The organism is Streptomyces sp. NPDC088246 (assembly GCF_044741025.1).
GTDB lineage: Bacteria > Actinomycetota > Actinomycetes > Streptomycetales > Streptomycetaceae > Streptomyces.
The window spans coordinates 339,961-365,486 of record NZ_JBIURV010000003.1; the positions used below are offsets into that span (position 1 = coordinate 339,961).

General features: G+C 70.4%; 26 protein-coding genes and 1 riboswitch. Of the genes, 11 read left to right on the forward strand and 15 right to left on the reverse strand.

Annotated elements, in window-relative coordinates; genetic code table 11:
- Nucleotides 1-5: 5 nt before the first annotated feature.
- The 3 genes from ACIPEK_RS06715 to ACIPEK_RS06725 form a co-directional block, all read right to left on the reverse strand.
- Nucleotides 6-1,754, reverse strand: a complete 1,749-nt coding sequence (locus ACIPEK_RS06715; RefSeq protein ID WP_401991510.1) for a peptide-N4-asparagine amidase — start codon at nucleotides 1,752-1,754, stop codon at nucleotides 6-8.
- Nucleotides 1,755-1,871: 117 nt separating this feature from the next.
- Nucleotides 1,872-3,128 carry an NAD(P)/FAD-dependent oxidoreductase gene (locus ACIPEK_RS06720; protein WP_401991513.1) on the reverse strand — a complete coding sequence of 419 codons (1,257 nt, stop codon included), beginning with the start codon at nucleotides 3,126-3,128 and terminating at the stop codon, nucleotides 1,872-1,874.
- 28 nt (nucleotides 3,129-3,156) lie between these two features.
- Nucleotides 3,157-3,534 carry a hypothetical protein gene (locus ACIPEK_RS06725; RefSeq protein ID WP_401991516.1) on the reverse strand — a complete coding sequence of 126 codons (378 nt, stop codon included), beginning with the start codon at nucleotides 3,532-3,534 and terminating at the stop codon, nucleotides 3,157-3,159.
- A 51-nt stretch (nucleotides 3,535-3,585) separates the two neighbouring features.
- Nucleotides 3,586-3,698, forward strand: a riboswitch (TPP riboswitch).
- Between ACIPEK_RS06725 and thiO the strand changes: the two genes are divergently transcribed.
- From thiO to ACIPEK_RS06755, 6 genes are all read left to right on the forward strand, one after another.
- On the forward strand, nucleotides 3,696-4,880 hold the full coding sequence (gene thiO, locus ACIPEK_RS06730) for a glycine oxidase ThiO (protein ID WP_401991519.1): 1,185 nt from the start codon (nucleotides 3,696-3,698) through the stop codon (nucleotides 4,878-4,880). (Overlaps the previous riboswitch by 3 nt.)
- Nucleotides 4,877-5,113 (forward strand): sulfur carrier protein ThiS, encoded by a 237-nt coding sequence (gene thiS, locus ACIPEK_RS06735; protein WP_401991522.1) that lies wholly within the window; start codon nucleotides 4,877-4,879, stop codon nucleotides 5,111-5,113. Before thiO ends, thiS begins: the two co-directional genes overlap by 4 nt.
- A 2-nt stretch (nucleotides 5,114-5,115) precedes the next feature.
- Nucleotides 5,116-5,910: a thiazole synthase gene (locus ACIPEK_RS06740; RefSeq protein ID WP_327275691.1), complete on the forward strand. Its 795-nt coding sequence runs from the start codon at nucleotides 5,116-5,118 to the stop codon at nucleotides 5,908-5,910.
- Nucleotides 5,911-6,031: 121 nt separating this feature from the next.
- Nucleotides 6,032-7,948, forward strand: a complete 1,917-nt coding sequence (gene pknB / locus ACIPEK_RS06745; RefSeq protein ID WP_401991526.1) for a Stk1 family PASTA domain-containing Ser/Thr kinase — start codon at nucleotides 6,032-6,034, stop codon at nucleotides 7,946-7,948.
- A gap of 6 nt (nucleotides 7,949-7,954) precedes the next feature.
- Nucleotides 7,955-8,812 (forward strand): deoxyribonuclease IV, encoded by an 858-nt coding sequence (locus ACIPEK_RS06750; RefSeq protein ID WP_401991529.1) that lies wholly within the window; start codon nucleotides 7,955-7,957, stop codon nucleotides 8,810-8,812.
- 100 nt (nucleotides 8,813-8,912) lie between these two features.
- Nucleotides 8,913-9,503 (forward strand): DUF4396 domain-containing protein, encoded by a 591-nt coding sequence (locus ACIPEK_RS06755; protein WP_401991532.1) that lies wholly within the window; start codon nucleotides 8,913-8,915, stop codon nucleotides 9,501-9,503.
- Between the two features lie 32 nt (nucleotides 9,504-9,535).
- On the opposite strand, the gene ACIPEK_RS06760 is transcribed toward ACIPEK_RS06755, so the two are convergent.
- Entirely contained in the window at nucleotides 9,536-10,168 is a 633-nt protein-coding gene (locus ACIPEK_RS06760) for a sulfite oxidase-like oxidoreductase (protein ID WP_401991535.1), read from the reverse strand.
- Nucleotides 10,169-10,322: 154 nt separating this feature from the next.
- Between ACIPEK_RS06760 and bfr the strand changes: the two genes are divergently transcribed.
- On the forward strand, nucleotides 10,323-10,802 hold the full coding sequence (gene bfr, locus ACIPEK_RS06765; RefSeq protein ID WP_093543851.1) for a bacterioferritin: 480 nt from the start codon (nucleotides 10,323-10,325) through the stop codon (nucleotides 10,800-10,802).
- Between the two features lie 223 nt (nucleotides 10,803-11,025).
- Here bfr and ACIPEK_RS06770 read toward each other — a convergent pair whose 3' ends face one another.
- Nucleotides 11,026-11,334: a bacterioferritin-associated ferredoxin gene (locus tag ACIPEK_RS06770; protein WP_401991538.1), complete on the reverse strand. Its 309-nt coding sequence runs from the start codon at nucleotides 11,332-11,334 to the stop codon at nucleotides 11,026-11,028.
- A gap of 169 nt (nucleotides 11,335-11,503) precedes the next feature.
- The gene (locus tag ACIPEK_RS06775) at nucleotides 11,504-12,850 is read right to left on the reverse strand and encodes a class II 3-deoxy-7-phosphoheptulonate synthase (protein WP_401991852.1); all 1,347 of its coding nucleotides are present in this window, start codon (nucleotides 12,848-12,850) and stop codon (nucleotides 11,504-11,506) included.
- A 103-nt stretch (nucleotides 12,851-12,953) separates the two neighbouring features.
- On the opposite strand from ACIPEK_RS06775, the gene ACIPEK_RS06780 reads away from it, so the two are divergent.
- Nucleotides 12,954-13,010 (forward strand): trp operon leader peptide, encoded by a 57-nt coding sequence (locus tag ACIPEK_RS06780; protein WP_107408160.1) that lies wholly within the window; start codon nucleotides 12,954-12,956, stop codon nucleotides 13,008-13,010.
- A gap of 94 nt (nucleotides 13,011-13,104) precedes the next feature.
- Nucleotides 13,105-15,045, forward strand: coding sequence for an anthranilate synthase family protein (locus ACIPEK_RS06785; protein ID WP_401991541.1), 1,941 nt, complete (start codon nucleotides 13,105-13,107; stop codon nucleotides 15,043-15,045).
- A 40-nt stretch (nucleotides 15,046-15,085) separates the two neighbouring features.
- On the opposite strand, the gene ACIPEK_RS06790 is transcribed toward ACIPEK_RS06785, so the two are convergent.
- The 5 genes from ACIPEK_RS06790 to ACIPEK_RS06810 all read right to left on the reverse strand — a co-directional run bounded on the left by ACIPEK_RS06790 (nucleotide 15,086) and on the right by ACIPEK_RS06810 (nucleotide 20,050).
- Complete coding sequence (locus ACIPEK_RS06790; protein WP_401991544.1) at nucleotides 15,086-16,087, reverse strand: 2-hydroxyacid dehydrogenase; 1,002 nt, start codon at nucleotides 16,085-16,087, stop codon at nucleotides 15,086-15,088.
- Between the two features lie 99 nt (nucleotides 16,088-16,186).
- Nucleotides 16,187-17,215 (reverse strand): 6-phosphofructokinase, encoded by a 1,029-nt coding sequence (locus ACIPEK_RS06795; protein ID WP_401991547.1) that lies wholly within the window; start codon nucleotides 17,213-17,215, stop codon nucleotides 16,187-16,189.
- Nucleotides 17,216-17,358: 143 nt separating this feature from the next.
- Nucleotides 17,359-18,051 carry a response regulator gene (locus tag ACIPEK_RS06800; RefSeq protein WP_401991550.1) on the reverse strand — a complete coding sequence of 231 codons (693 nt, stop codon included), beginning with the start codon at nucleotides 18,049-18,051 and terminating at the stop codon, nucleotides 17,359-17,361.
- Nucleotides 18,048-19,271: a MacS family sensor histidine kinase gene (gene macS, locus ACIPEK_RS06805; RefSeq protein WP_401991552.1), complete on the reverse strand. Its 1,224-nt coding sequence runs from the start codon at nucleotides 19,269-19,271 to the stop codon at nucleotides 18,048-18,050. Before macS ends, ACIPEK_RS06800 begins: the two co-directional genes overlap by 4 nt.
- Before the next feature lie 50 nt (nucleotides 19,272-19,321).
- Nucleotides 19,322-20,050 (reverse strand): lysophospholipid acyltransferase family protein, encoded by a 729-nt coding sequence (locus ACIPEK_RS06810; RefSeq protein ID WP_382898901.1) that lies wholly within the window; start codon nucleotides 20,048-20,050, stop codon nucleotides 19,322-19,324.
- 210 nt (nucleotides 20,051-20,260) lie between these two features.
- On the opposite strand from ACIPEK_RS06810, the gene ACIPEK_RS06815 reads away from it, so the two are divergent.
- Nucleotides 20,261-21,040, forward strand: a complete 780-nt coding sequence (locus tag ACIPEK_RS06815) for an alpha/beta hydrolase (protein ID WP_401991555.1) — start codon at nucleotides 20,261-20,263, stop codon at nucleotides 21,038-21,040.
- Nucleotides 21,033-21,755 carry a hypothetical protein gene (locus tag ACIPEK_RS06820; RefSeq protein ID WP_401991558.1) on the forward strand — a complete coding sequence of 241 codons (723 nt, stop codon included), beginning with the start codon at nucleotides 21,033-21,035 and terminating at the stop codon, nucleotides 21,753-21,755. Before ACIPEK_RS06815 ends, ACIPEK_RS06820 begins: the two co-directional genes overlap by 8 nt.
- Before the next feature lie 45 nt (nucleotides 21,756-21,800).
- On the opposite strand, the gene ACIPEK_RS06825 is transcribed toward ACIPEK_RS06820, so the two are convergent.
- The 4 genes from ACIPEK_RS06825 to ACIPEK_RS06840 all read right to left on the reverse strand — a co-directional run bounded on the left by ACIPEK_RS06825 (nucleotide 21,801) and on the right by ACIPEK_RS06840 (nucleotide 25,522).
- Entirely contained in the window at nucleotides 21,801-22,559 is a 759-nt protein-coding gene (locus ACIPEK_RS06825) for an endonuclease/exonuclease/phosphatase family protein (protein WP_401991560.1), read from the reverse strand.
- Nucleotides 22,560-22,638: 79 nt separating this feature from the next.
- Nucleotides 22,639-23,580 carry an ROK family glucokinase gene (locus ACIPEK_RS06830; RefSeq protein WP_376209780.1) on the reverse strand — a complete coding sequence of 314 codons (942 nt, stop codon included), beginning with the start codon at nucleotides 23,578-23,580 and terminating at the stop codon, nucleotides 22,639-22,641.
- A 74-nt stretch (nucleotides 23,581-23,654) separates the two neighbouring features.
- The gene (locus ACIPEK_RS06835) at nucleotides 23,655-24,113 is read right to left on the reverse strand and encodes a DUF5304 domain-containing protein (RefSeq protein ID WP_383075679.1); all 459 of its coding nucleotides are present in this window, start codon (nucleotides 24,111-24,113) and stop codon (nucleotides 23,655-23,657) included.
- A gap of 83 nt (nucleotides 24,114-24,196) precedes the next feature.
- The gene (locus ACIPEK_RS06840) at nucleotides 24,197-25,522 is read right to left on the reverse strand and encodes an ArsA family ATPase (protein ID WP_401991565.1); all 1,326 of its coding nucleotides are present in this window, start codon (nucleotides 25,520-25,522) and stop codon (nucleotides 24,197-24,199) included.
- Nucleotides 25,523-25,526: the final 4 nt, after the last annotated feature.

A 25,526-nucleotide genomic window follows, 5' to 3' on the forward strand; every position in this document is an offset into this window, starting at 1 on the left:
CGGACTCAGCCCTTCAGGGCATCGCGGACCACGTCCGCGACGCGGCAGTGGCTCTGCCGGTCGCGGGTGACCCAGCCGTGCGCGGTCGTCAGGGAGCGCGAGTAGCAGGCTCCGGTGTCCGTGGTGCCCTGGTACGTCTCGGTCGAGGCTCCGTCGGCGGACTGGACGACACCGCCCGTGCGGGCGATGCTGCCGGTCGAGTCCACCGTGTCGTCCGTGACCGCGTCCGTGTGCCACGCGTGCGCGGAGCCCTTGCGGGACGTGTCGACGAGCACACGGCGCTGGGTGACGGCGGCCCTCATGTCGTAGTTGTTGTAATCGCCGTACAACGGGATGTCCATGTCCACGTCGATGGGGTAGGACCAGGTGTGCCGCTGCGCGTCCGTGCGCCCGTGGACCTGGGTCGTCACCGTGGTGGAACCGTGGTCACGCTGATGCATCACCTGATGACTGCCCGTGCGGGAGACGTTGTCCGTGTTGGTGTACGCGAACTTCTGCTCGACGGTGGTGGTGACCCGGCCCTTCGAGGTCTCGACATAGCCCGAGATCTTCCAGGAGCGGCCGGTCGACACGGAGACGTCCGTGGAGCCGTCCTTGCCCGGGGTCTGGACGGTCTTCACGACCGGGGTGTGGCTGAGCGTGTTGGTGGTCACCTTGCCGCTCGTGCGGGACGCGTGCGCGTCCGTGTCGAGGAAGAGCGAACCATCGACGGTCCAGCCGTCGGCCGCACCGTACGGGGTGATGCTGATGGCGTGCGGCTTGCCGTCGGCCAGCAGACCCGCGAAGGGGGTGAGGTCGATGTCGTACGCCTCGGTCTTGAACTGGTCGATGGCCGGGATCGGGCGCCACAGGGTCGGTACGATGCCGCCCGAGTACACCACGGGGTACGGCTGGGCGAGGCCGGCGGGCTGTCCGTCCACCGCGACCTGCACCTCACGGTAGGGGCCGCCGCCGCAGAGATAGTCCGGAGCGGTTTCCGCCAGGTCGCTGGGGACCGCGTCGAACCACTGCTCGTCGCAGCCGCCCCCGCGTGCGTAGACCTCCAGGCGCGCGTTGGTCAGATTGCGCGGGAAGGTGACCTCGGTGCGGGTGGAGCCGCCCTTGCCGACGTTCATCCAGGGGGCGCCGCCGGAGCCGGTGTCACCGAGCGGGACGATGCTGTCGGCCGTGGTGGCGGCCGGGTGACGCTGGTCGGCCTGGTAGTACGTGACCGTCAGCTTGATCTTGTACACGCCGGTGTACGTCTCGTTGACGACATTGCCCAGTTCGAGCTGGAGCTTCTGCGGGTCCTTGAGGAGCGGCGCGAAGTCGGTGATGTCCTTGGCGACGTGCCAGCTGATGCCGTCGTCGTCGGGTTCGGCGGTGCTGGTGCGGAAGACCTCCGCGCCACCGATGAAAACCGCGGCGAGACGGTCGTACTGACGCCCCTTCACGCTGCCCGACCAGTCGAGGACGACCTTGTTCCACGGCCCCTTGCACTTCTCGGGCGGGGTGAGCGTGGTGGTGTACGGCGGTCCGCCGAGGGTGTAGCCGAAGTCGTGGTCGACGGCCGTCACTGAGCAGTGTTTGGTGTCCGGGCGGGAGACCGGCGGCAGCGCGTCGATCGGGTCCTGGTAGTCGACAGCCGGGTTGGAACCGGGCTGGGGAGCGGTGCCCGCGTACGCCGGGGCGGCGAGTGCGCCTCCGACGAGGGCGATCGACGCCGAGGCCATGGAGATTCCGCGCAGCGCGCGGGCCCATCTGTGTCGAAACATGCGCATCCTTCGAAGAGACATGAAATGAGCACTCTAAAAGATGCACAGTGCACTAACTTTTACCTCCTCCCAAGGGGTCGTCCACATAGCGGACGTCAACGTTCGTTGCCCGTACGCCTACTGACGAGTCGCCGACTTCAGCGGTACGGACGGGTCACCGGCCCGCTCCGGATCGAGATGTGCCCCCGCCTCGATGAGCTTGCGCCCCTGCGCCAGATCGCGTGGCCGGCCGACGGCGAGGACCGCGACCAGGACGCCGTCCCGCAGCCAGCACACCGACCAGGAGGGACCGGCCGGATCGCCCCGCCACAGCAGGGTGTCGGCGCTCCCGTGGTGGCCCGCGTACTGCACGAACCGGTCGAACTGCTCGGACCAGAAGTACGGCACGGGGTCGTACGTCTGCGGCGCCGGGCCGTTCCCGGCCCCCGCCCCGATGATGTTGGCGGCGGCGGTCCGAGGGCCCTGCAGGGCATTGTCCCAGTGGTGGATGAGAAGGCGTTCGCCGTACCGCAAGGAGGGGAACGAGGCGCAGTCACCGACCGCGTACACATCGGGGAGCGAGGTGCGCAGCGCCCCGTCCGCGGTCACCGATCCGTCGGGGCCGAGCGCGATGCCGGAGCCGGCCAGCCAGCCGGTGGCGGGCCGTGCGCCGATTCCGACGACGACCGCTCCGGCCGGGATCGTGCGGCCGTCCGCAAGGATCACCCGGCCGGGTTCGATGCGGGCGACCCGGGCCCCGGTGAGGAGTTCGGCGCCGCTCTCGGCGTACCAGGCGGTCATCGGGGCGGCGACCTCGGCGGGCATGGCGCCCGCGAGGGGCCGGTCGGCGGCCTCGACGACGGTGACCTCGCAGCCCGCGGCGCGGGCCGCGGTGGCGAACTCGGCGCCGATCCAGCCCGCGCCGACGACCACGACGCCGTGCTGCCCGTCGAGTACGGGCCGCAGCCGTGCCGCGTCGTCGAGGGTGCGCAGCAGATGGACGCCGGGAACGCCCTCGGCGCCGGGCAGGACAACCGGTTCGGCGCCGGTCGCGATCACCAGGACGTCGTATGCAACGGGTCCTGACGGGGTGTCCAGCTCATGCGCGCCCGGCCGCACACCGGTGACTTCGCGACCCAGCTGCAGATCGATGTCCAGCGCCTCGAAGTCGACGTCGAAGGCGGAGTCCTCGGCCTTGCCGAGCAGTACCGCCTTGGACAGCGGGGGCCGGTCGTAGGGCTGGTGCGGTTCGGCGCCGATCAGGGCGACGGAGCCGGTGAAGCCCTGTTCCCTCAGGGCCACCGCCGTCTGCACGCCGGCCATGCCCGCGCCGACGATGACGACGCGGCGCCCTGCCTGCCGGTCCGGCTGCTCTGACTGCTGCTGCTCGCTCACCCGTACACCTTAATCATCTGACTGATCGTCAGGAAGGGGGAAGCTCTTCGACCGTGCTCGTACCGCTGCCCTCCTGCGACTCCCACTCCCACCGCTCGTCCAGCCGGACCCGGCCGTCCGCGAGGTCGACGACGGTGGAGACACAGTGACCCGAGGATGTCGTGCCGTGCTGCTTCAGCTGGACGGAGGGGGCACCTCCCATGCCTTTGAGGCCATGGGGGAGGAAGCCGAGGGTGTCGTCGACGCGAGTGCCTACGAGATTGCCGCGGACCACGTCGCCGCCCGCGTACTCGGCCCAGATCCGGCCGTCCTTCTCGTGGTACGTGAAGCGGGTACGGGTACCGACCTGGCCCGGGGCCTGGTCGGCGACCGGTGCCAGGACGAGTCCGTCGAGCGAACGGGCCACGGTGGCTGCTCCCTCACTGGGTCCGGGTGGCTGGGTTTAGGGTGGCCAACGTAAAACACTCGCGGGAGCCCGGACGCACCGGGCTGAGAGGGAGGCTGGGCGGCCTCCGACCGTACGAACCTGATCCGGGTCATGCCGGCGAAGGGAGGGGCTGGACGCCCATGCGTTCTTCTCGGAACGGAAACGGATCCGACGTCCTTGTCATCGGGGGCGGGATCATCGGTCTGGTGACCGCCTGGCGGGCCGCGCAACGCGGACTGCGCACCGCGGTCGTCGATCCCGAACCGGGTGGCGGAGCCGCCCGGGTGGCCGCCGGCATGCTGGCCGCCGTCACCGAACTCCACTACGGCGAACAGATGCTGCTGGGCCTCAATGTCGCCTCGGCCGCCCGCTATCCGGCCTTCACGGCCGAGCTGGAGGCGGCGAGCGGACAGGAGACCGGCTTCCGCGCCTGCGGCACCCTGGCCGTCGCACTGGACTCCGACGACCGTACCCATCTGCGGGAACTGCACACCCTGCAGCAGCGTTCGGGCCTGGAGTCGGAGTGGCTCACCGGCCGAGAATGCCGCCGCCTGGAGCCGATGCTCGCGCCGGGCGTCCGCGGCGGTCTGCGGGTCGACAGTGACCACCAGATCGATCCCCGCCGGCTGGCCGCCGCACTGCTGACCGCCTGCGAGCGGGCCGGGGTGGTCTTCCACCGCGGATGGGTGGAGCGCCTGGCGGTGATACGCGACCGGGCCGCCGGAGCCGTGCTCGCCGGGGGTACGGAGCTCGCCGCCGACCAGGTCGTGCTCGCCGCGGGCAGCCTCAGCGGCCGGCTCCCGGGACTGCCGGACGAGGTCGTGCCGCCGGTCCGGCCGGTGAAGGGGCAGGTGTTGCGGCTGACCGTGCCCGCCGCGTACGCACCGTTCCTCACCCGGACGGTCCGGGCCGTGGTCCGGGGAAGCCACGTCTATCTCGTACCGCGCGAGAACGGCGAACTGGTCGTCGGCGCCACCAGCGAGGAGATGGGGTGGGACACCACCGTCACCGCGGGCGGCGTCTACGAGCTGCTGCGGGACGCCCACGAGCTGGTGCCCGGCATCACCGAGCTGCCGCTCACCGAGACCCGGGCCGGCCTGCGCCCCGCCTCCCCCGACAACGCCCCGCTGCTCGGCCCCACCGCCCTGCCCGGCCTCCACCTCGCCACCGGCCACCACCGCAACGGGGTACTGCTGACCCCCGTCACCGGTGACGTCATGGCAGAGCTCCTCACCACGGGCGAGCTGCCCGAGGTGGCCCGCCCCTTCACCCCGCACCGTTTCTCGTCCGCCGCCGTCTCCGTACGTCAGGAGCAGCCCGCATGACCGATCCCGCACCCCTCTCCGAGCCCGCGCCCCTCTCCTTGTCCGTGAACGGCGAGGTCCGTCTCCTCGCCGCGGGCACCACCCTGGACACCCTTGTGGCCACCCTGACCGCCGCGCACTCCGGCGTCGCGGCCGCCGTCAACGAGACCGTCGTCCCGCGCAGCCAGTGGTCCACCGCCGCCCTCGGTGACGGCGACCGCGTCGAGGTCCTGACCGCGGTCCAGGGAGGCTGACCATGTCCGACGACCTCTTCACCCTCGGCGACACCGCCTTCGGCTCCCGGCTGATCATGGGAACCGGTGGGGCGCCCAGCCTTGACGTGCTGGAACGCTCCCTGACCGCCTCCGGTACCGAGCTCACCACCGTCGCGATGCGCCGCCTCGATCCGACCGTGCAGGGCTCGGTGCTCTCCGTGCTCCAGCGGCTCTCCATCCGCGTACTCCCGAACACGGCGGGCTGCTTCACCGCGGGCGAGGCCGTACTGACCGCCCGGCTGGCCCGCGAGGCGCTCGGCACCGACTGGATCAAGCTGGAGGTGGTGGCCGACGAGCGGACCCTGCTGCCCGACCCGATCGAACTGCTGGACGCCGCGGAGACCCTGGTGGACGACGGCTTCACCGTGCTTCCGTACACCAATGACGACCCCGTGCTGGCCCGCAGGCTCCAGGACGTGGGATGCGCGGCGATCATGCCGCTCGGCTCCCCCATCGGCTCCGGCCTCGGCATCCGCAATCCGCACAACTTCCAGCTGATCGTCGAGCAGGCCCGGGTGCCGGTGATTCTCGACGCGGGCGCCGGGACGGCCTCGGACGCGGCGCTCGCGATGGAGCTGGGGTGCGCGGCGGTGATGCTGGCGTCCGCGGTGACCCGGGCCCAGGAGCCCGAGCTGATGGCCGCGGCGATGCGGCATGCGGTGGAGGGCGGGCGGCTGGCGTACCGCGCGGGCCGGATCCCGCGCCGCCACTTCGCCGAGGCATCGTCGCCGGTGGAGGGGCGCGCGGTGCTGGACCCGGAGCGCCCGGCGTTCTGACCCACCGGACCGCCGCCGACGGCTGCGGCGCGCATGTCCCTGTCACGGCTCGGCTGCAGTACGGCCCCGGGTCCGCCCCGGCCCGTGGGCCGTGTCCGTGGCGGCTCGTAGACTCGCATGCGTGGATACGACCCTCCAGGACCCTCTCGTCGGGCAGCTGCTCGACGGCCGCTACCGCGTCGATGCCCGCATCGCCGTGGGCGGCATGGCCACGGTCTACCGGGCCGTGGACACCCGGCTCGACCGGGTGCTCGCCCTCAAGGTGATGCACCCGGCGCTCGCCACGGACGCCTCGTTCGTCGAGCGCTTCATCCGCGAGGCCAAGTCCGTGGCCCGGCTCGCGCACCCCAATGTCGTCGCGGTCTTCGACCAGGGCGCCCAGGGGCAGTACGTCTACCTCGCGATGGAGTACGTCGCGGGCTGCACCCTGCGCGACGTACTGCGCGAGCGCGGCGCCCTGCAACCGAGGGCCGCACTGGACATCCTGGAGCCGGTCCTCGCCGCCCTCGGCGCCGCGCACCGCGCGGGCTTCGTGCACCGCGACATGAAGCCCGAGAACGTCCTGATAGGGGACGACGGCCGGGTCAAGGTCGCCGACTTCGGTCTCGTACGGGCCGTGGGCGCCGTCACCAACACCACCGGGTCCGTCCTGGGCACCGTCTCCTATCTCGCTCCCGAGCAGATAGAGCACGGCACGGCGGACACCCGCACCGATGTGTACGCCTGCGGTGTCGTCCTGTACGAGATGCTGACCGGCTCCAAGCCGCACGCCGGGGACACCCCCGCGCAGGTCATCTACCAGCACCTCAACGAGGACGTCCCGGCCCCGTCGGCCGCCGTCCCGGGGCTCCCCCTCGAGCTCGACGACCTGGTGGCCTGCGCCACCGCCCGTAACCCCGAGGTCCGCCCGTTCGACGCGGTGGCGCTGCTCGCCGAGACCCGCGAGGCCCGCTCCGGCCTCACCGACGCCCAGCTGGACGCCGTACCGCCGCAGGCTCTCGCCGAGGTGCACGACGCCGCCGAGGACCGCACGAGCGTGATCCCGCGGCTGCTCCCGGCCGACCAGGGCGTCGCCCACCACACCAGCCGGCTGGAGATGCCCCCGCCGACGCCGACGCAGCCCGCGCCGCACGGCCTGCGCCGCCGCGGTCCGCGGCGCTCCGTCATCGCCGTGGTCGTCGCGCTGCTGCTGGCGCTGGGGATCGGCACCGGTGTCTGGTACATCAACTCCGGGCAGTTCACCCGGGTCCCCTCGGTGCTCGGCCAGACGGAGAAGACGGCCCAGGAGCGGCTCTCGGACTCCGGCCTGGAACTCAAGAGCGTCGAACGGGCCTACAGCGACACCGTCGAGCGCGGCAAGGTCATCAGCAGCGACCCCGAGTCCGGCGCCCGCATCCGGGGGAACGACGCGGTGACGCTCGTCGTCTCGCGCGGCCCGGAGATCGTGAAGGTGCCCGATGTCCAGGACCTCTCACTCGGGGATGCCAGGCGTGCACTGAAAGAGGCGGGTCTGGTGCCGGGCATGGTCACCAAGGAGTTCAGCCAGGAGACGGGACGGGGCGAGGTGATCCGCACGGACCCGGTGGCGGGCACCGAGCGCCACCCGGACTCCGCGGTCGCCCTCGTCGTCAGCAAGGGCGCTCCGGTCGGCGTCCCGGATGTCACCGGGCTGTCCGTCGAGGACGCCACCGCCGCGCTGGACGAGAAGGGGCTCAAGGCAAAGGTGCTGCCCGACCGGGTCAGCTCCCCCGAGGACGCGGGCGACATCGCCCGTCAGTCGCCGGGCGATGGCACCGAGGCCGCCGAGGGCGACACCATCACGCTCACGGTCTCCAAGGGGCCGCGGATGATCAACGTCCCGGACGTCATCGGGAAGGACGTCGACGACGCCAGGAGCGAGCTGGAGGACGCGGGCTTCGAGGTCAAGGTCGACCGCCCGTTCCTCTCCTTCGGCGACACCATCGACAGCCAGTCCGTCGACGGCGGCAAGCAGGCCCCCGAGGGCAGCACCATCACCATCAAGACCAAGGGACTCTAGATCCACATGCGCAACCCAGTCGGCGGCCATGTTCCCGTGGCCGGCGGCCTCGCCAAGGTCGGCCTCCCCTACGCCCGCGAGATGGGGGCGGAGGCCGTCCAGGTCTTCGTCGCCAACCCGCGCGGCTGGGCGACGCCCGCAGGCAACCCGGCCCAGGACGAGCAGTTCCGCGCCGAGTGCGCCGCCGATTCCATACCGGCGTACGTCCACGCCCCGTACCTGATCAACTTCGGTTCGCACACCGTGGCCACCGTCGAGAAGTCCGTGGAGTCGCTGCGCCACTCACTGCGCCGGGCCCGCGAGATCGGCGCCCTGGGCGTCGTGGTGCACACCGGATCGGCAACGGGCGGCCGACCGCGCGAGCAGGCCCTCGCACAAGTACGCACGCACATGCGGCCGCTCCTGGACGAGCTGACGCACGACGACGACCCGTATCTGCTGCTGGAGTCGACCGCCGGGCAGGGGTTCTCGCTCTGCTCGCGGACCTGGGACTTCGGCCCGTACTTCGACGCGCTCGACGCCCATCCCAAGCTTGGCATCTGCCTCGACACCTGCCACATCTACGCAGCGGGCCACGATCTGGCGGGCCCGGCGGGCATGCGGCAGACACTGGACCTGCTGGTGGACACGGTCGGCGAGGGCCGGCTGAAACTGATCCACGCCAATGACTCCAAGGACGTGGTGGGAGCCCACAAGGACCGGCACGAGAACATCGGCGCCGGGCACATCGGCGAGGAGCCGTTCCGGGAGCTTTTCGCTCATCCGGCGGCCGCCGGTGTACCGCTGATCATCGAGACGCCGGGCGGCAAGGAGGGGCATGCGGCGGATGTGGCGCGACTGAAGGGGCTGCGCGACCGGGGCTGAGTGCCGCGCTCCGCACTGATTTCCCCGCCGAGGAATACCCCATGGGGGTATACGGTTCTTGCTGTCGGCAGGAACCGCTACTCGGCACTGGGGGATCGCCATGCAGCACGACACACACCATGAGCAGCACAGCCGCCATGAGCGGGGCGAGCAGCACGGGGAGGACGCAGATCACAGTCGGCGCGCAGACCACGGCGAGCACGCCCACCCAGGTCACGCCGACCACACCAGCCACACCGACCGCCACCTCGGCCAGGCAGGCTGGGCCATGGCCGCGCAGGCCACCCTGCACTGCCTCACCGGATGCGCCATCGGCGAGATCCTCGGCATGGTGATCGGCACGGCGCTCGGCTGGGGCAACATGGGGACGATGGTGCTCGCGATCGTCCTGGCCTTCTTCTTCGGCTACACGCTGACGCTGCGCTCCATCCGGAAGGCGGGCGTCGACTTCCGTACGGCCCTGCGGGTCGCCCTCGCCGCCGACACCCTCTCCATCGCGGTGATGGAGCTGATCGACAACGGCGTGATCGCACTGTGGCCGGGCGCCATGGACGCCACTCTCTCCGACACGCTGTTCTGGGGGGCGCTCGTACTCTCGCTCTGCGTCGCCTTCGTCGTCACCACACCGGTCAACAAGTGGATGATCGGCCGCGGCAAGGGCCACGCAGTGGTGCACCAGTACCACCACTGAGGGTGGACCGGGCCGGCCCGGGAGCCGTCAGGTCAGAGCTCGGGGCCGTCCCCGGGCTCTTCCTGGTAGGAGTAGCGCTGCTCGCGCCACGGGTCGCCGATGTTGTGATAGCCGCGCTCCTCCCAGAAGCCGCGGCGGTCGGCCGTCATGTACTCCACGCCCCGGACCCACTTGGGCCCCTTCCAGGCATAGAGGTGCGGCACAACGAGCCGGAGCGGGAAGCCGTGCTCGGCGGTGAGCAGCTCGCCGCCCTTGTGGGTGGCAAAAAGTGTTCGGTCCGAGGCGAAGTCGGAGAGCCGAAGGTTCGAGCTGAACCCGTACTCGGCCCAGACCATCACATGGGTGACGTTCGGCGCGGGTGGCGCGAGTTCCAGGACCGTGCGGGCGAGCACCCCGCCCCATTCGGCGCCGAGCATGCTGAATTTGGTGACGCAGTGCAGGTCGGCGACGACCGAGGAGAACGGCAGTACCGAGAACTCCTGGTGGCTCCAGCAGTGCTTCTCGCCGTCCGCCGTGGCGCCGAAGACCCGGAACTCCCAGCGGTCGGGCTTGAACTTGGGCACGGGCCCGTAGTGGGTAACCGGCCAACCACGCTGGAGCCGCTGTCCCGGCGGAAGCTCTGACTGCTCTGACGCGCTGTTTTCCCGGCTTTCCGGCTGACCCATGACTCCATGGTGACAGACAGGCAGGGGTGGTCCCGACCAGAGCAAGGGCAATTCAGGCATCTCGTACTAAGCATGTACTTACTGGACGATCACTGGGTGCGGTGCGAGGATGCGGCCAACTTGCCCCGTTCACCGGTTGGAAGGAGCCTCTGCGATGCAGGGCGACCCCGAGGTCCTTGAGTTCCTGAACGAGCAGCTGACCGCCGAGTTGACCGCCATCAATCAGTACTTCCTGCATGCAAAGATGCAGGACAACTTCGGCTGGACGAAGCTCGCGAAGTACACCCGCTCCGAGTCGTTCGACGAGATGAAGCACGCCGAGATCCTCACGGACCGCATTCTCTTCCTCGATGGACTGCCCAACTACCAGCGGCTGTTCCACGTACGGGTGGGTCAGACCGTCACCGAGATGTTCCAGGCCGACCGCCAGGTCGAGGTGGAGGCGATCGACCGCCTCAAGCGCGGGATCGAGCTGATGCGCGGCAAGGGCGACATCACGTCCGCAAACATCTTTGAGTCGATCCTGGAGGACGAGGAGCACCACATCGACTACCTCGACACCCAGCTGGAACTGGTCGAGAAGCTCGGTGAGCCGCTCTACATCGCCCAGCAGATCGAGCAGCCCGACAGCTAGTCAGGCAGGGCGCTGAAGATCTTGGCCGGATCAGGGAGCGGCGTTCGGTGCGTGCAGCTGCAAGGCGCCGGAGCGTCCTCGAATGGGTTCTCCCCTGCTCGAACGAAGCCGAGAGCTCGGGGAAGGAGCTACTGGGGCGTTTCGGCAACGCCGCAGATGCGCGTGCCGGGCGTCGCGAGCCCGGCCGAGATCTTCAGCACCCTCCCAGGGCCCGTGCGGCGGATCAGGCCGCTTCGGGAAGCCGGATGCCCGGGGCCGCGCCCGGGGCGATGCCGGGAGCGATACCCGGATCGACCTCGGGGACGGTGTCCGTCGCGGTGTCGGCGGCAGTGCCCGGCGTCCGCTTCCGGTCGATCAGCTCACGGCGCGGGCAGGCACCGCGGCCGAGGACGGCCTGGATCGCGCGGACGCAGCCGCCGCAGTCCGTTCCCGCCTTACAGGCGGAGGCTATCTGCCGGGGTGTGCACGCCCCGGCTTCCGCATGTTCCTTGACCTGCTTCTCCGTAATGCCGAAGCACGAGCAGACGTACATGCGGTTCACCTCCCAGCGGGATCGGTCGTCGACGCCACCCCGTCAATCGGTGAGGCTAACCTAACCTTACCCGGCGCTCCAAGCCCTTGAAAGCCTCCGAACGCCCAGTGGGGCACGGATCACATCGATCCGTGCCCCACAGTCGCACGCCCACTGCCTGCGGTGATGCCTACTGGTCCCGGTACATCTCGGCGACCAGGAACGCCAGGTCCAGGGACTGGCTGCGGTTGAGCCGCGGGTCGCATGCCGTCTCGTAGCGCTGGTGCAGATCGTCCACGAAGATCTCGTGCCCGCCACCGACGCACTCGGTGACATCGTCACCGGTGAGCTCGACGTGGATGCCGCCCGGGTGCGTGCCGAGACCCTTGTGCACCTCGAAGAAGCCCTTGACCTCGTCAAGGACATCATCGAAGCGACGGGTCTTGTGGCCGGAGGCGGCCTCGAAGGTGTTGCCGTGCATCGGGTCGGTCACCCAGGCCACGGTGGCGCCGGAGGCGGTGACCTTCTCGACCAGGTCGGGGAGCTTGTCGCGGACCTTGTCGGCGCCCATGCGGACGATGAAGGTCAGCCGGCCCGGCTCGCGCTCGGGGTCGAGGCGTTCGACGTAGCCGAGCGCCTCGTCGACGGTGGTCGTCGGGCCGAGCTTGATGCCGATGGGGTTACGGATCTTCGAGGCGAACTCGATGTGAGCGCCGTCCATCTGGCGGGTGCGCTCACCGATCCAGACCATGTGGCCGGAGGTGTCGTACAGCTCACCGGTGCGCGAGTCGGTGCGGGTCAGCGCCGACTCGTAGTCCAGCAGCAGCCCCTCGTGCGAGGAGTAGAACTCGACCGCCTTGAACTCGGCCGGGTCCGTACCGCACGCCTTCATGAAGTTCAGCGCGTTGTCGATCTCGCGGGCGAGCGCCTCGTAGCGCTGGCCGGACGGCGACGACTTCACGAAGTCCTGGTTCCAGGCGTGCACCTGGCGCAGGTCGGCGTAACCGCCGGTGGTGAAGGCACGGACCAGGTTCAGCGTGGAAGCGGATGCGTGGTACATCTGCTTCAGCCGCTCGGGGTCCGGGACCCGGGCTTCCTCGGTGAAGGCGAAGCCGTTGACGGAGTCGCCGCGGTAGGTCGGCAGGGTGACGCCGTCGCGGGTCTCGGTCGACTTGGAGCGCGGCTTGGAGTACTGCCCGGCGATCCGGCCCACCTTGACGACGGGCACGGAGGCCGCGTAGGTCAGGACGGCGCTCATCTGGAGCAGCGTCTTCAGCTTGGCCCGGATGTGGTCGGCCGACACGGCGTCGAAGGCCTCGGCGCAGTCACCGCCCTGCAGCAGGAACGCCTCGCCCTTGGCGACGGCTCCCATGCGGGCACGCAGCTGGTCGCACTCGCCCGCGAAGACGAGCGGCGGATACGACGCGAGGTCCGCGAGTACATCGCGCAGAGCCTCGGCATCGGGGTACTCGGGCTGCTGCGCCGCGGGAAGGTCTTGCCAGGTGTTGCCACCGGCGACGGAGGTATTGGCGTTCACGGTCACATCGACAACACTACGGGGTCCGGCGGTGCGTCCATCCGAAGGCTCAACAGTTGAGACGCGTGTTCGGATGACGTGGTCGTCCGTTAGGGTTCGGAACATGTTCGCGCAGACAAACCAGAACTGGTGGTGGACCGCTCATCCGGCGGCCCACTGATCGATCGCGCGCAACAGACCACGCGAAGGCCGCCCGAGGGGCGGCCTTCTCTGCGTTTCGGGAGCCGTTCCTCCATCCGGAAGGAACACCCCCAATGTCTCAGCCTCACCGCACCGACCTGGTCATCGAGAGGCTTCTCCGTGACGACTGCCCGCCGTTCGCGCTGCTGCGCCGGCTCACCCCCGGCCACGACCAGGACACCGTCGAGGTGCTGATCGGCCGGGTGCGGGAAGTGGACCGGCTCGCCGATCTCCCGGTCGGTGCGCTGCCCTCGCTCGCGCTGGTGCCGTTCCGGCAGATCGCCGAGCGCGGTTTCGATGTGCGCGACGACGGGACACCGCTGTCCGTGCTCACCGCGGAGGAGACGTACGAGCTGCCGCTGGCCGAGGTGCTGGACCACCTGCCGGTCCATGACGTGCGGGTCGAGGGCGGCGCCTTCGACGTCCCCGACGAGGAGTACGCCGGGATCGTCCGGCGAGTGATCGAGGACGAGATCGGGCAGGGAGAGGGAGCGAACTTCGTCATCCGGCGGACCTTCCGGGGCGAGATCCCCGGCTTCGGCCGGGCCGACGCGCTGGCCCTCTTCCGGCGGCTGCTGGCCGGTGAGCGTGGCGCGTACTGGACGTTCGTCGTGCACACAGGTGACAGCGGGCCCGAAGGGTCCTCGTCGTCGGGGCGGCGGGCGACGAGTGGGCGGACGCTCGTCGGTGCCAGCCCCGAGGTACATGTGCGGATGTCCGGCGGGACGGTCGTGATGAACCCGATCAGCGGGACGTACCGCTACCCCGCCGAGGGCCCGACCGCCGAGGATCTGCTGGCCTTCCTCTCCGACCGCAAGGAGAGGGACGAGCTCTCCATGGTGGTCGACGAGGAACTCAAGATGATGTGCACCGTCGGCGACATGGGCGGGGTGGTGGTCGGGCCGCGGCTCAAGGAGATGACCCATCTCGCACACACGGAGTACGAGCTGCGCGGGCGTTCCTCGCTGGATGTGCGGGAGGTACTGAAGGAGACCATGTTCGCGGCCACGGTCACCGGCTCCCCCGTGCAGAACGCCTGCCGGGTCATCGAGCGGTACGAGCCCGGCGGCCGCGGCTACTACGCGGGCGCGCTGGCGCTGCTGCGGCAGGAGCCGGGCGGTGCGCAGACCCTGGACTCACCGATCCTGATCCGTACCGCCGACATCTCGGCCGACGGGCATGTGCAGGTACCGGTCGGGGCGACACTCGTACGCCACTCCGATCCGGACAGCGAGGTCGCCGAGACCCGTGCGAAGGCGGCAGGCGTGCTGGCCGCGCTGGGGGTGCGGCCCGGCCGGCCGCGGGCCGAGGCGGCATCTCCGCAGCTGGCGGCCGACCCGCGGGTGCAGGCGGCACTGGACGCCCGGCGCGGCGGTCTCGCACCGTTCTGGCTGCGGATGCAGGAGCGCACGTACGAGCTGTCCGGCCATGCGCTGGTGATCGACGGTGAGGACACCTTCACCGCGATGCTGGCGCATCTGCTGCGCTCCTCGGGTCTGGAGGTGTCGGTGCACCGCTACGACGAGCCGGGGCTGCGCGAGCGCGTACGGGCGCACGAGGGACCGGTCGTGCTGGGCCCCGGGCCCGGGGACCCGGGTGACACCACCGACCCGAAGATGCGGCTGCTGCGCGAGTTCGCCGCGGAGCTGGTCCGTGATCACCGGCACGGGCTGCTGGGGGTCTGCCTCGGCCATGAGCTGATCGCGGCGGAGCTGGGTCTGGAGATCGTCCGCAGGACCGTGCCGTACCAGGGCACGCAGACCCGGATCGATCTGTTCGGGCGGCCGGAGACGGTCGGCTTCTACAACAGCTTCACCGCGCGCTGCGACGACGACGCGGTCACCGAGCTGGCGGCGCACGGTGTCGAGGCGAGCCTGGACGAGGCGACCGGGGAGCTGCACGCGCTGCGCGGTCCGGGCTTCGCCTCGGTGCAGTTCCACCCGGAATCGGTGCTGACACTGCGCGGCGCGACGATCGTGGCCGGGCTGCTGGCAGGGCTGCCGGTGGCCGGCTGAAGGGGGCTCGGGGACCCCGGAGGAGCCCCGGGGTCCCGGTTCACCGGGAGAGCACCGGGACGAGGACGTTGTCGCTGCGGCGGCCGGCCAGATAGTCGGCGACGTTCTGGACGGTGGCGTCGATGATCTGGGCCACGGCGTCCTGGGTGTAGTACGCCTGGTGCGAGGTCACGACGACGTTCGGGAAGGTGACGAGCCGGGCGAGCGTGTCGTCGTCGATGCCCTCCAGGGACTTGTCGAGGAAGAAGAGCCCGGCCTCCGCCTCGTACACATCGAGTCCGACACCCAGGAGACGGCCCGCGCGCAACTCGGCGACCAGCGCCGTGGTGTCGATGAGTCCGCCGCGGCTGGAGTTGATCAGGATCGCGTCGTCCTTCATGCGTGCCAGGGCGTCCTTGCCGATGATGTGGTGCGTCGAAGGCAGCAGCGGGACGTGCAGGCTGATCAGGTCCGAATCGGCGAGGAGCTGTTCCTTCTCCACGTACTCCATGCCGAGCCCGACGCAGGCGGGGTTCTCGACGACGTCCCAGCCGAGCAGCTTCATGCCGAAGCCGTGGGCGATCCGGGTGAAGGCCTCGCCGATCTTGCCCGTACCGATCACGCCGGCCGTGCGGCCGTGCATGTCCCGGCCGAGGAGGCCGTCGAGCCGGAAATCGAAATCGCGGGTGCGGCTCGCGGCCCGGATGATGCGGCGGTTGACCGCCATCGCGAGCGTCCAGGCGAATTCCGCGACCGAGTAGGGCGAGTAGTAGGAGACGCGGGCGACCCGCAGGGCGAGCCGCTCGGCGACGTCGAGATCGATGTTGTTGAAGCCGGTGGAGCGCTGGGCGATCATCTGTGTGCCACCCGCTGCGAGGGTCTGCAGGACGCTGCTGCCCAGGTCGGCGTTGACGCTGGTGGAGATGATCTCGTGGCCCGCCGCGATGGGGGCGGTGTCCTTGGTGAGGAAGACGTCCAGGCAACGGACCTCGTGCTGTCCGGCGAAGGCCTTCTCGAGCAGCGGCTTCTCGTCGGACTGCACACCGAATGCCAGGATTTCCATGACTTCTCCCGTTCATTGCGCAGATCAGGTGACATGGGCCGGTCATCGCGAATATACGACCCCTGCCCCCGGTGCGCCGCCCGGTCCCCGGTGCGCCGCTCAGCCGAAGAAGACACCTGCCTCCGCGTAGAGGGCCGGGTCGACGGTCTTGAGCCGGGCAGTCGCCTCCGCGATCGGCACCCGGACGATACCGGTGCCCTTCAGGGCGACCATCGTGCCGAAGTCGCCGTCCCGCACGGCATCGATCGCGTGCAGGCCGAAGCGGGTGGCCAGCCAGCGGTCGAAGGCACTGGGGGTGCCGCCGCGCTGGACATGACCGAGGACGGTCGTTCTGGCCTCCTTGCCGGTGCGGCTCTCGATCTCCTTGGCCAGCCATTCGCCGACGCCGGAGAGCCGGACGTGACCGAAGGAGTCGTGCGATCCGTCCTTGAGGATCATCTCGCCCTGCGCGGGCATGGCCCCTTCGGCGACCACCACTATCGGTGCGTAGCTCGCCCTGAAACGGGAGGTCACCCAGGCGCACACCTGATCGATGTCGAAGCGCTGTTCCGGGATGAGGATGACATTCGCACCGCCGGCCAGTCCCGAGTGGAGCGCGATCCAGCCCGCATGACGGCCCATCACCTCGACGACGAGAACTCGCATATGGGATTCGGCGGTGGTGTGCAGCCGGTCGATGGCCTCGGTCGCGATGCCGACAGCCGTGTCGAATCCGAAGGTGTAGTCGGTGGCGGAGAGGTCGTTGTCGATGGTCTTGGGAACGCCGACGCACTTGATGCCGTGTTCGTCGGACAGGGTCGCCGCCACGCCCAGGGTGTCCTCGCCGCCGATCGTGATGAGCGAATCGACCTCGTACTTGGCGAGGTTGTCCCTGATCCGGCGGACGCCGTGCTCCGCGCCGAGCGGATTGGTGCGCGAGGAACCGAGGATGGTGCCGCCGCGCGGCAGGATGCCACGCACCGCCGGAATGGAGAGCGGCACCGTCTCGCCCTCCAGCGGGCCGCGCCAGCCGTCCCGGAATCCGATGAAGTCGTAGCCGTACTCCTGCACGCCCTTGCGGACGATGGCGCGGATGACCGCATTGAGCCCGGGGCAGTCGCCGCCCCCGGTCAGTACTCCGACCCGCATGGAAGCATCCCTTCGCCGAAGTGAGCCCCCCGACCACCACGTTAATCGTGATCCAGGTCACTCAGGGATGGGGTGGAAGGTCAAATCCGTTGCGTTAAGGGGCGGTTGGTCTCACAGCTGCGGAGCTGCACGCTCCGGCGCGTTCAGGCGTCGTCGAGGCCGCGCTCGATCGCGTACCGCACGAGCTCCACCCGGTTGTGCAACTGGAGCTTGCCCAGGGTGTTCTGGACGTGGTTCTGGACGGTGCGGTGCGAGATGACCAGACGCTCGGCGATCTGCTTGTACGAGAGCCCCTTGGCGACCAGCCGCAGCACCTCGGTCTCGCGATCGGTGAGCTGCGGGGCCTTGGGTTCGTCGGAGGCGACGGGCGTGGGGTCGGAGGCGAGCCTGCGGTACTCGCCGAGGACCAGTCCGGCAAGGCCCGGGGTGAAGACGGGGTCGCCCACGGCGGTGGATCGCACGGCCTCGGTCAGCTCCTGCGTACTGGCCGACTTGAGCAGATAGCCGGTGGCGCCGGACTTGACCGCCTCCAGTACGTCGGCGTGCTCGCCGCTGGCGGAAAGCACCAGGACGCGCAGTCCGGGGTGGGAGCCGACGAGTTCCTTGCAGACCTGTACGCCGGGCATGCCGGGCAGGTTGAGGTCGAGTACGAGGACGTCGGGGATGGCGGCCTTCGCCCTGCGGACGGCCTGCGGCCCGTCACCGGCGGTCGCCACCACCTCGAAACCGGACTCGGAAAGATCGCGGGCGACGGCATCGCGCCACATCGGGTGGTCGTCGACGACCATCACCCTGATGGTCCGCTCCTCGGCACCCTGGATGTTCTCCGTGCTCATCCTGCTGATCCTGCCTTCCCCCGTGAAACCTTCGGAATCTTCAACTCGACCTCGGTGCCCTGGCCGGGCACCGAAATCAACTCTGCCGTGCCGCCCAGGTCACGCAGCCTTCCCCGGATCGACAGGGCGACCCCCATCCGCCCCTCCCCTTCGGCCTGGGCGAGCCGCCCCTCCGGGATGCCGGGGCCGTCGTCCCGGACCGTCACGATCACCTCGTCCGGCCAGTCCTCGACAAGGATCCAGGCCTGGGCATTCTCCCCCGCATGGACACGGACATTGTCCAGGGCGGCACTGACAGCGGCCGCCAACTCCTTCGCCGCCCCGGGAGCGAGCAGCACCGGTGCGCCGGGCTCCGCGAAACTGATCCGGGAGCCGGCGTGCGGTGCGAGCAGGGAGCGCAGATCGCAGTCGGCCTGCCCGGACGGTTCGTCGTCGACCTCGACGCTGCGGACCACGGCGCCCTCGGCGGCGTCCTCGGAGACCCGGGTGGTGGGCACCAGACCGCTGGAGACCAGGGTGCGCAGGGCGACTTCCTGCTCCCCGGCCATCCGGCCCAGTTCGGCGGCCTCGCCGCCCAGCGCCGTACCGCGCCGCTGCACCATCGCGAGGACCTGGAGCACGCTGTCGTGGATGTCGCGGGCCAGCCGCTCCCGCTCGCGGGTGGCGGCCTCGATCTCCAGAGCGCGGGCGAGGGTGCGCTCACTGGCCCTGGCCACCTCCACGACGTAACCGATGGCGATGGAGGCGACCCAGACCAGCAGGACGTTGTGGAAGGTGTCCCGGCTGGGCTGACCGCGCTCGATGATGTTGGCGACGGCGACGAAGGTGGAGGCGAAGGCCGCCCAGCGCCAGCCGCCCTTGATCGCGAAGGCCAGCACGGAGCCCGCGGTCCAGATGGACGGCAGCGTCGGACCGTCGACGATCTGGGCCTCGAAGTCGGCGAGCGGGGTGAGGAGGATGCCCACGAGGGCGAGGGCCAGGTCGGCGCCGAGGAAACGCTTGGTGCAGGCGACGGCGCCCGCGACCTTCGGGAGGGTGCCGAGCGTCCACGCCGCCATCACCACCAGGAAGGCGATGGCGACCCAGGGCCGGTCGTACCTGTCCCGGCCGAAGACGGCGAGCAGGATCGCGTAGATCATCGTCAGAATGCGGTACGCAGTCAGCGCACTCCACAGCGGCTGCTCGACCGACATGCGCACGACCCGCTCGCGCCTGGCCATTTCCCCACCCCCCGGACGGAAACGACGCGGTTACGCGCCGGACCGTTCCGTCACCCTTGCGTTCCGGACTCTCTGGCCGCGTGCTTCTGCTCCTCGGCGCGGCGCTTCGCCTCGTCCGCGATCTGCCGCTTGGCGGCGGTCGCGTAGATGTCGACGTACTCCTGGCCGGAGAGCTTCATGATCTCGTACATCACCTCGTCGGTGACCGAGCGCAGGATGAAGCGGTCCCCCTCCATGCCGTGGTAGCGGCTGAAGTCGAGCGGCTTGCCGATCCTGATCCCCGGGCGCATCAGCTTGGGGATCACCTGGCCCGGCGGCTGGATCTTCTCCGTGTCGATCATCGCGACGGGGATGACGGGCGCTCCGGTGGCCAGCGCCACCCGGGCGAGTCCGCCGGGCTTGCCTCGGTAGAGGCGGCCGTCGGGCGAGCGGGTGCCCTCCGGGTAGATGCCGAAGAGCCCGCCGCTCTCGATGACCTCGATGCCCGCCTTGATGGCCGCCTCGCCGGCGCCGCGGGCACCCGAGCGGTCCACCGGGAGCTGGCCGACGCCCTTGAAGAAGGCGGCGGTCAGTTTGCCCTTCACACCGGGCGCGGTGAAGTACTCGGACTTGGCGATGAAGGTGACCTTGCGGTCCAGGACGGCCGGCAGGAAGAAGGAGTCGGAGAACGACAGATGGTTGCTCGCGAGGATCGCCGGTCCCTGCGCGGGGATGTTCTCCAGGCCCTCCACCCATGGCCTGAAGGCGAGCTTCAACGACCCGCCGATGGAGAACTTCATTGCGCCGTAGATCAACTCTGGTGCCTCCTGTGTGCTGTCCGACAGACCTTAACCCCTGGGGCCGTCCGCGCTCCCGCCCGGCACGGAGCCGAAGCGGCGGCCGGGGCCGTGACGGCCCTGGTCGGTGTCGGTCCGGTCGCGTACGGTGAAGTAATCCTTCTGCACTCCCCCCTTTCGCTCCCCTTCGAGCCTCACGAACAGGAGACCCCGGTGCCGGTCCTGCCTGGAGCCGAGCCGTTCCGCCACGAGGGCGGAGAGGTCGGCGTCCTTCTCTGCCACGGATTTACCGGTTCCCCGCAGTCGCTGCGCCCCTGGGCCGACTATCTGGCGGAGCGCGGGCTCACCGTCTCGCTGCCGCTGCTGCCCGGGCACGGCACCCGCTGGGAGGACATGCAGATCACGGGCTGGCAGGACTGGTACGCGGAGGTGGACCGGGAGCTGCGCGCCCTGCTGGAGCGGTGCAGCCAGGTCTTCGTCTTCGGGCTTTCCATGGGCGGCGCGCTCACGCTGCGGCTGGCGGCGAAGCACGGGAACGCGATCAGCGGTCTGGTGCTCGTCAATCCGGCGAACAAGGTGCACGGCCTGTCGGCGTACGCGCTGCCGGTCGCCCGCCATCTGGTGCGGACGACGAAGGGGCTGGCGAGCGATATCGCCCTGGAGGGCTCCGCCGAGGTGGGGTACGACCGGGTGCCGTTGCACGCGGCGCATTCGCTGCGGAATTTCCTCCGCCTGGTCGACGTCGAGCTGCCCCAGGTCACCCAGCCGGTCGTCCTGCTGCACAGCCCGCAGGACCATGTGGTGCCGCCCGCCGACTCGGCCCGGATCCTCAGCCGGGTGTCGTCGACGGATGTCGAGGAGATCCTGCTGGAACAGAGCTACCACGTGGCGACGTTGGACCACGATGCGGAGCGGATCTTCGACGAGAGCTACCGGTTCATCGGCCGCCTCGCTCCGAGCGCAGGAAAGAAGGGGAGCACGTCAGGTGGCTGAGCACGACGCGGAGCGCGCGGGCAGCGAGGAGGGACGCGAGCCCCTGCCCGCGGAAGGAGCTGCTCTCCCCGCGGAGGGAGCGGCTCTTCCCGCAGAGGGAACGTCCGTCCCCGACGACGGTACGGGTCCGCAGGATGCCGCTGCCCAGAAAGTGCAGCCGGGCGCCGACGCCGAGCGGTCCGACCCGTCGATGGACGAGGACGCCGTGTGGAAGGCGATCGTGGCGGGGTACGGCGAGGAGCCGCCGGACCCGCCGGGCGCCAAGCCGTTCAGGTCGATCGAGGATCTCGCACTGCTGGAGGATGATCAGTCGGGGGTCCTGGATCCGGACAAGGGGGTCGGGAAGAAGACCCCGAAGCCGCCGGAGAAGCCGCTCGGCAGCTCGATCGTCTTCGCCCCCGGCGTCGCCGGTCCGCGCGACTACGAGGTCGAGGAGCCGAAGGACGGCGACATCGACGACAGCGACGAGGGGCATTTCGTCCCGCCGGAGCCGCCGCCGCTGCCGGAGGCCGATGTCACGGCGAAGTTCGCCTGGCTCGCGGTCGTCGGCGGTCCGGTGCTGATGCTGATCGCGGTGCTGCTGCGGTGGGACATGACCTGGTGGCTCACGACGGTCTGCGTCGGCGGATTCCTGGGCGGCTTCGTCACGCTGGTGGCGCGGATGCAGGACGACGACGAGGACGGCGACGACCCGGGGCGCGGAGCGGTGGTCTGAGACCGGGCCGGCCGAAGTGGCCTTGAGCTGCTGCCGCGCAGCAGCTCAAGGCCTGGTCACGGGTACCCGTAGTGCCGCCAGTACCGGCAGGTGGTCCGTGGCCGCCCGCAGGTCCGCGTCGGTGACACCGGGCAGCCCTTTGGGGACACCGCAGCCGAGCACCTCGATCCCGCCCGTCGCGAACACGGCGTCGATGCGCCGCCGCGGATGGTCCGGCGAGAAGGTGTTCTCGTCACCCCACGGCCTCACGGCCCAGCAGTCCTGGAGCCGCCCGGCCAGCCGCCTGAACGCGGTCCCGGTCGGTACGTCGTTGAGGTCGCCGGCCGCGATGGCGTGCTCGACGCCCATCGCGTCCAGCCGTTCCAGCAGCATCTGTGTCTGGGCCAGGCGTTCGTCGCGCTGCAGGCTCAGATGGAAGCTCAGCAGACCGATCCGGGTGCCCGCGATCCGCACCACCGATGTGGCGAAGCCCCTGCGGTGCAGTCCGGGGGTGAGTGGCAGCAGCACGTCCTGTGTCCGCTCCACGGTGGCCCGCAGCGAACAGAGCAGCAGTGGCCCGGCCGCCGTGGCGCCGCCGCTCAGGACGACCAGGTCGGTGCGGGCCGCGAGCCAGGCGGCACGCTTGCGCCAGCGGAAGAAGCGCGGGGCTTCCTGGATGAGGACGAGGTCGGGGGCGCAGGCGCTGATGACGCGGGCCAGTGCCTCGCAGTCGTCGCGCATCGACCGGACGTTGTAGCTGAGCACTCTGATGACGGCCGAACCATCCGGCTCGGTACGGGAGTCGGGCAGCGGCGTCAGGACCATGCGTCTCACGATACGACGGACGCCCGCCGCTCCCCAGGGGGGCGCGACGGGCGTCCGGCTCTGTGCGGTTCCGGGTGGTTCAGCCCTGGCGGGCCAGGTCGGCCGCGCCCACCAGACCTGCCTTGCCGCCCAGTTGTGCCGCGAGCACCTGGGCGTGCGGACGCCATTCGCCGCCGATCAGCCAGCGCCGGAACGACTTGCGGATCGGGTCGAGGACGAGGTCGCCCTCGTCCGACACACCGCCGCCGACGATGAACGCGGACGGGTCGAAGAGCGAGGCGAGGTCGGCGAGTCCGGCCCCGGCCCAGCGGGCCAGCTCGCGGAACGAGTCGATCGCCACCGGGTCGCCCTGCCGGGCGGCCGTGCTGATGTGCTTGCCCTCGATGCCGTCCACCGTGCCGTCGCCGAGCGACAACAGGATCGTGGCGTTCTCGGGGGTGGCGTTGGCACGCTGCTTCGCGTAGCGGACCAGGGCGCGCCCGGACGCGTACTGCTCCCAGCAGCCCTGGCTGCCGCAGCCGCAGAGCAGACCGTCCGGGACGACCCGGATGTGGCCGAACTCGGCGGCCACACCGAAGCGTCCGCGGCGCAGCTTGTTGCCGATGATGATGCCGCCGCCGAGACCGGTGCCGAGCGTGATGCAGATGACGTCGTCGTGGCCCTGTCCGGCGCCGAAGCGGTACTCGCCCCAGGCGGCGGCGTTGGCGTCGTTCTCGACGACGACCGGCAGGCCGACGCGCTGTTCGACCTTGTCCTTCAGCGGCTCATGCCGCCAGTTGATGTTCGGCGCGAACAGCACGGTGGCCCGCTTGTCGTCGACATATCCGGCGGCGCCGATGCCGACGGCGTCGATCTGGTGGCCCTCGCCCGCGCCGGACACGGCCGCCGCGATCGCGTCCACGATGCCTTCAGCCGTCGGCGGGGTCGGCACCTTGAACATCGAGAGGATCCGGCCCTCTTCGTCGACCACTCCAGCTGCGATCTTCGTGCCGCCGATATCGACGCCGATGGTGAGTCCCATGAATCCCTCAGTTTCGGTCGAGCCCCGCTGTGGCCAACGGTACCCGAGCCGGGGACCCGGCCCATCCGTGCCGGTCAGTCCAGATCGATGTGTTCGCCCGCTGCGGGGCCCTCGTCGCGCGGGTCGGTGGGGTCGTCGGCCTTCTTATCGGTGCCAGCGGGGGCCCCGGCGCCCTGGGTCCAGCGGCGTTCCTGGCCTTCCACGGCGGAGCGGTAGGCGGCGAGGAGTTCGTTGCCGGCCGCGGCGATGTGGTCGAAGACGTCCGGATTGCGTTCGATGACGGGCTCGACGACGGACTTGGCCTGCTTGATGATCTGCTGCACGGTGCCCTGGGCCGCCGCGCCGAACAGCGGCGACTGGAGGGACGAGACCTTGTCGGCCACGGCGTCGACCAGCTTGCGCAGCTCCTCGGCTGCGGAGCCGGGCGGCGGGCCGTGCTGGGCGCGGCGGCGGGCCTTCTCCGCTTCGAGGTCCTCGGCGCAGGCCTTCGCCCACGCGTCGTCGTCGACGGGGCGATCGGTGGCTTCGCTCATGGCGGACTCCTGCGACGTGGTTTGCCGGCGGCCCGGCATACGGGACACCTACTACCGACGTTACCCGAACCGTGATGCGCCGTTCAGCTCGTCCGGGGCCACAGACCCGGGTCCGGCGTGAACCGGACCCGGAGCACCCCGTCGGTGAGGGCGGCGCCGGAGACGGTGCAACGGCGCAGCCCGGACTCCAGGGGGACGATCCGGTGGAACGGTCCCACGGTGAGGAGCAGTTCGTCGCCGCGGCGCACCAGCTGGAGGTCCGACTTGACGACGCCGGGCAGGGGCAGGCACCAGACCAGAACGGAGTCGCCCTCGTCGGGCGGCGGGGCGGTCACGATCCGGCTGCCGGGCAGTAGCGCCCGCAGCTCGTCGAGGCCGTCCGGAGCGTTCGGGTCCTCGATCCACCAGGGGTCGTCGGCCCTGCCGGGGCTCCGGTCGTCCAGTTCCGCGGCGAGTCCGTCGCCCTCGAAGAGGCCGCCGCCGGTGCCCGCCTCCTCGAAGACGGTGGAGCCGGCTCCGGTGTCGAGAAGCGTGAGGTCGTCCAGGCCCCGCGGATCGCGGCCGAGGTGGGGCACTTCGCACAGGGCTGCCGCGGGCACCCATTCCTCGTACCAGTGGTCGATGGTCTTCTCCTGCTGCGCGGCGAGGGCCGCGAACCAGGGGTCGCCGGAGTGCCTGGGCAGTACCCGGTTCACCGCGAGGGTGTCGACGCGCAGTCCGTGCAGGGCGAGTCCGGTGCGGGCGGTGCGCAGAGCGTCCTCGGCGGCGGGGCCTGGTTCGGCGACCAGCCGCAGCGTGGTGTTGCGGTCCTCGATCAGAGCCTGGACGGCGGCCAGCTCGGCGTCCCTGCGGGCGGCGGCCTCGTACAGCCACTGGGCGGGCATGGGCACGCCGGCGAGCTGGGCGAGCATCGGGCGCAGGGCGCGTGCGGCCTGGCGTTCCTGGGGCAGCAGCCGGCGCAGATAGCGGCGCAGCTGTTCGGGCAGGGCGAGTACGGCGAGCGCTTCGCGCAGCGGCGGCAGGTCGACGACGAGGAGTTCGTAGCCGCCCGGCGACCAGTCGCCCCGGGCGGCGCGGCGCAGGGCGTGCAGGAGGGCGAGCTGGGCGCTGCCGGGGAGTTCGGTGAGCTCCTCACCGTCCAGCCGGTTCCCGCCGAGCAGGTCGAGCACGCCGGACGCCTGGTCCTGGAGGGTGAGCAGTTCGCTGCGGAAATGTTCGCCGGAGTCGATACGGGCGGACCACAGGCCGTCCGTGACCTCGGTGGGTTCCGTGCCTTCGGGGAAGCCGGGTATGGCGTCGGCGGAGAGCAGCAGGGTGCGACGCCCCCGACGGGCCGCGGCCAGCGCGGTCGCCGCCGCGACGGTGGTACGGCCGGCGCCGCCGGGGCCGGTGACGAGGACCGTACGCACCGGG

Bases quoted from the DNA above. Each gene is read 5' to 3' on its own strand.
- ACIPEK_RS06715 (WP_401991510.1), bottom strand. From the start codon at position 1,754: ATGTTTCGACACAGATGGGCCCGCGCGCTGCGCGGAATCTCCATGGCC.
- thiO (WP_401991519.1), top strand. From the start codon at position 3,696: ATGCGTTCTTCTCGGAACGGAAACGGATCCGACGTCCTTGTCATCGGG.
- thiS (WP_401991522.1), top strand. From the start codon at position 4,877: ATGACCGATCCCGCACCCCTCTCCGAGCCCGCGCCCCTCTCCTTGTCC.
- ACIPEK_RS06740 (WP_327275691.1), top strand. From the start codon at position 5,116: ATGTCCGACGACCTCTTCACCCTCGGCGACACCGCCTTCGGCTCCCGG.
- ACIPEK_RS06750 (WP_401991529.1), top strand. From the start codon at position 7,955: ATGCGCAACCCAGTCGGCGGCCATGTTCCCGTGGCCGGCGGCCTCGCC.
- ACIPEK_RS06755 (WP_401991532.1), top strand. From the start codon at position 8,913: ATGCAGCACGACACACACCATGAGCAGCACAGCCGCCATGAGCGGGGC.
- ACIPEK_RS06760 (WP_401991535.1), bottom strand. From the start codon at position 10,168: ATGGGTCAGCCGGAAAGCCGGGAAAACAGCGCGTCAGAGCAGTCAGAG.
- bfr (WP_093543851.1), top strand. From the start codon at position 10,323: ATGCAGGGCGACCCCGAGGTCCTTGAGTTCCTGAACGAGCAGCTGACC.
- ACIPEK_RS06770 (WP_401991538.1), bottom strand. From the start codon at position 11,334: ATGTACGTCTGCTCGTGCTTCGGCATTACGGAGAAGCAGGTCAAGGAA.
- ACIPEK_RS06785 (WP_401991541.1), top strand. From the start codon at position 13,105: ATGTCTCAGCCTCACCGCACCGACCTGGTCATCGAGAGGCTTCTCCGT.
- ACIPEK_RS06790 (WP_401991544.1), bottom strand. From the start codon at position 16,087: ATGGAAATCCTGGCATTCGGTGTGCAGTCCGACGAGAAGCCGCTGCTC.
- ACIPEK_RS06795 (WP_401991547.1), bottom strand. From the start codon at position 17,215: ATGCGGGTCGGAGTACTGACCGGGGGCGGCGACTGCCCCGGGCTCAAT.
- ACIPEK_RS06800 (WP_401991550.1), bottom strand. From the start codon at position 18,051: ATGAGCACGGAGAACATCCAGGGTGCCGAGGAGCGGACCATCAGGGTG.
- macS (WP_401991552.1), bottom strand. From the start codon at position 19,271: ATGGCCAGGCGCGAGCGGGTCGTGCGCATGTCGGTCGAGCAGCCGCTG.
- ACIPEK_RS06810 (WP_382898901.1), bottom strand. From the start codon at position 20,050: ATGAAGTTCTCCATCGGCGGGTCGTTGAAGCTCGCCTTCAGGCCATGG.
- ACIPEK_RS06825 (WP_401991560.1), bottom strand. From the start codon at position 22,559: ATGGTCCTGACGCCGCTGCCCGACTCCCGTACCGAGCCGGATGGTTCG.
- ACIPEK_RS06830 (WP_376209780.1), bottom strand. From the start codon at position 23,580: ATGGGACTCACCATCGGCGTCGATATCGGCGGCACGAAGATCGCAGCT.
- ACIPEK_RS06835 (WP_383075679.1), bottom strand. From the start codon at position 24,113: ATGAGCGAAGCCACCGATCGCCCCGTCGACGACGACGCGTGGGCGAAG.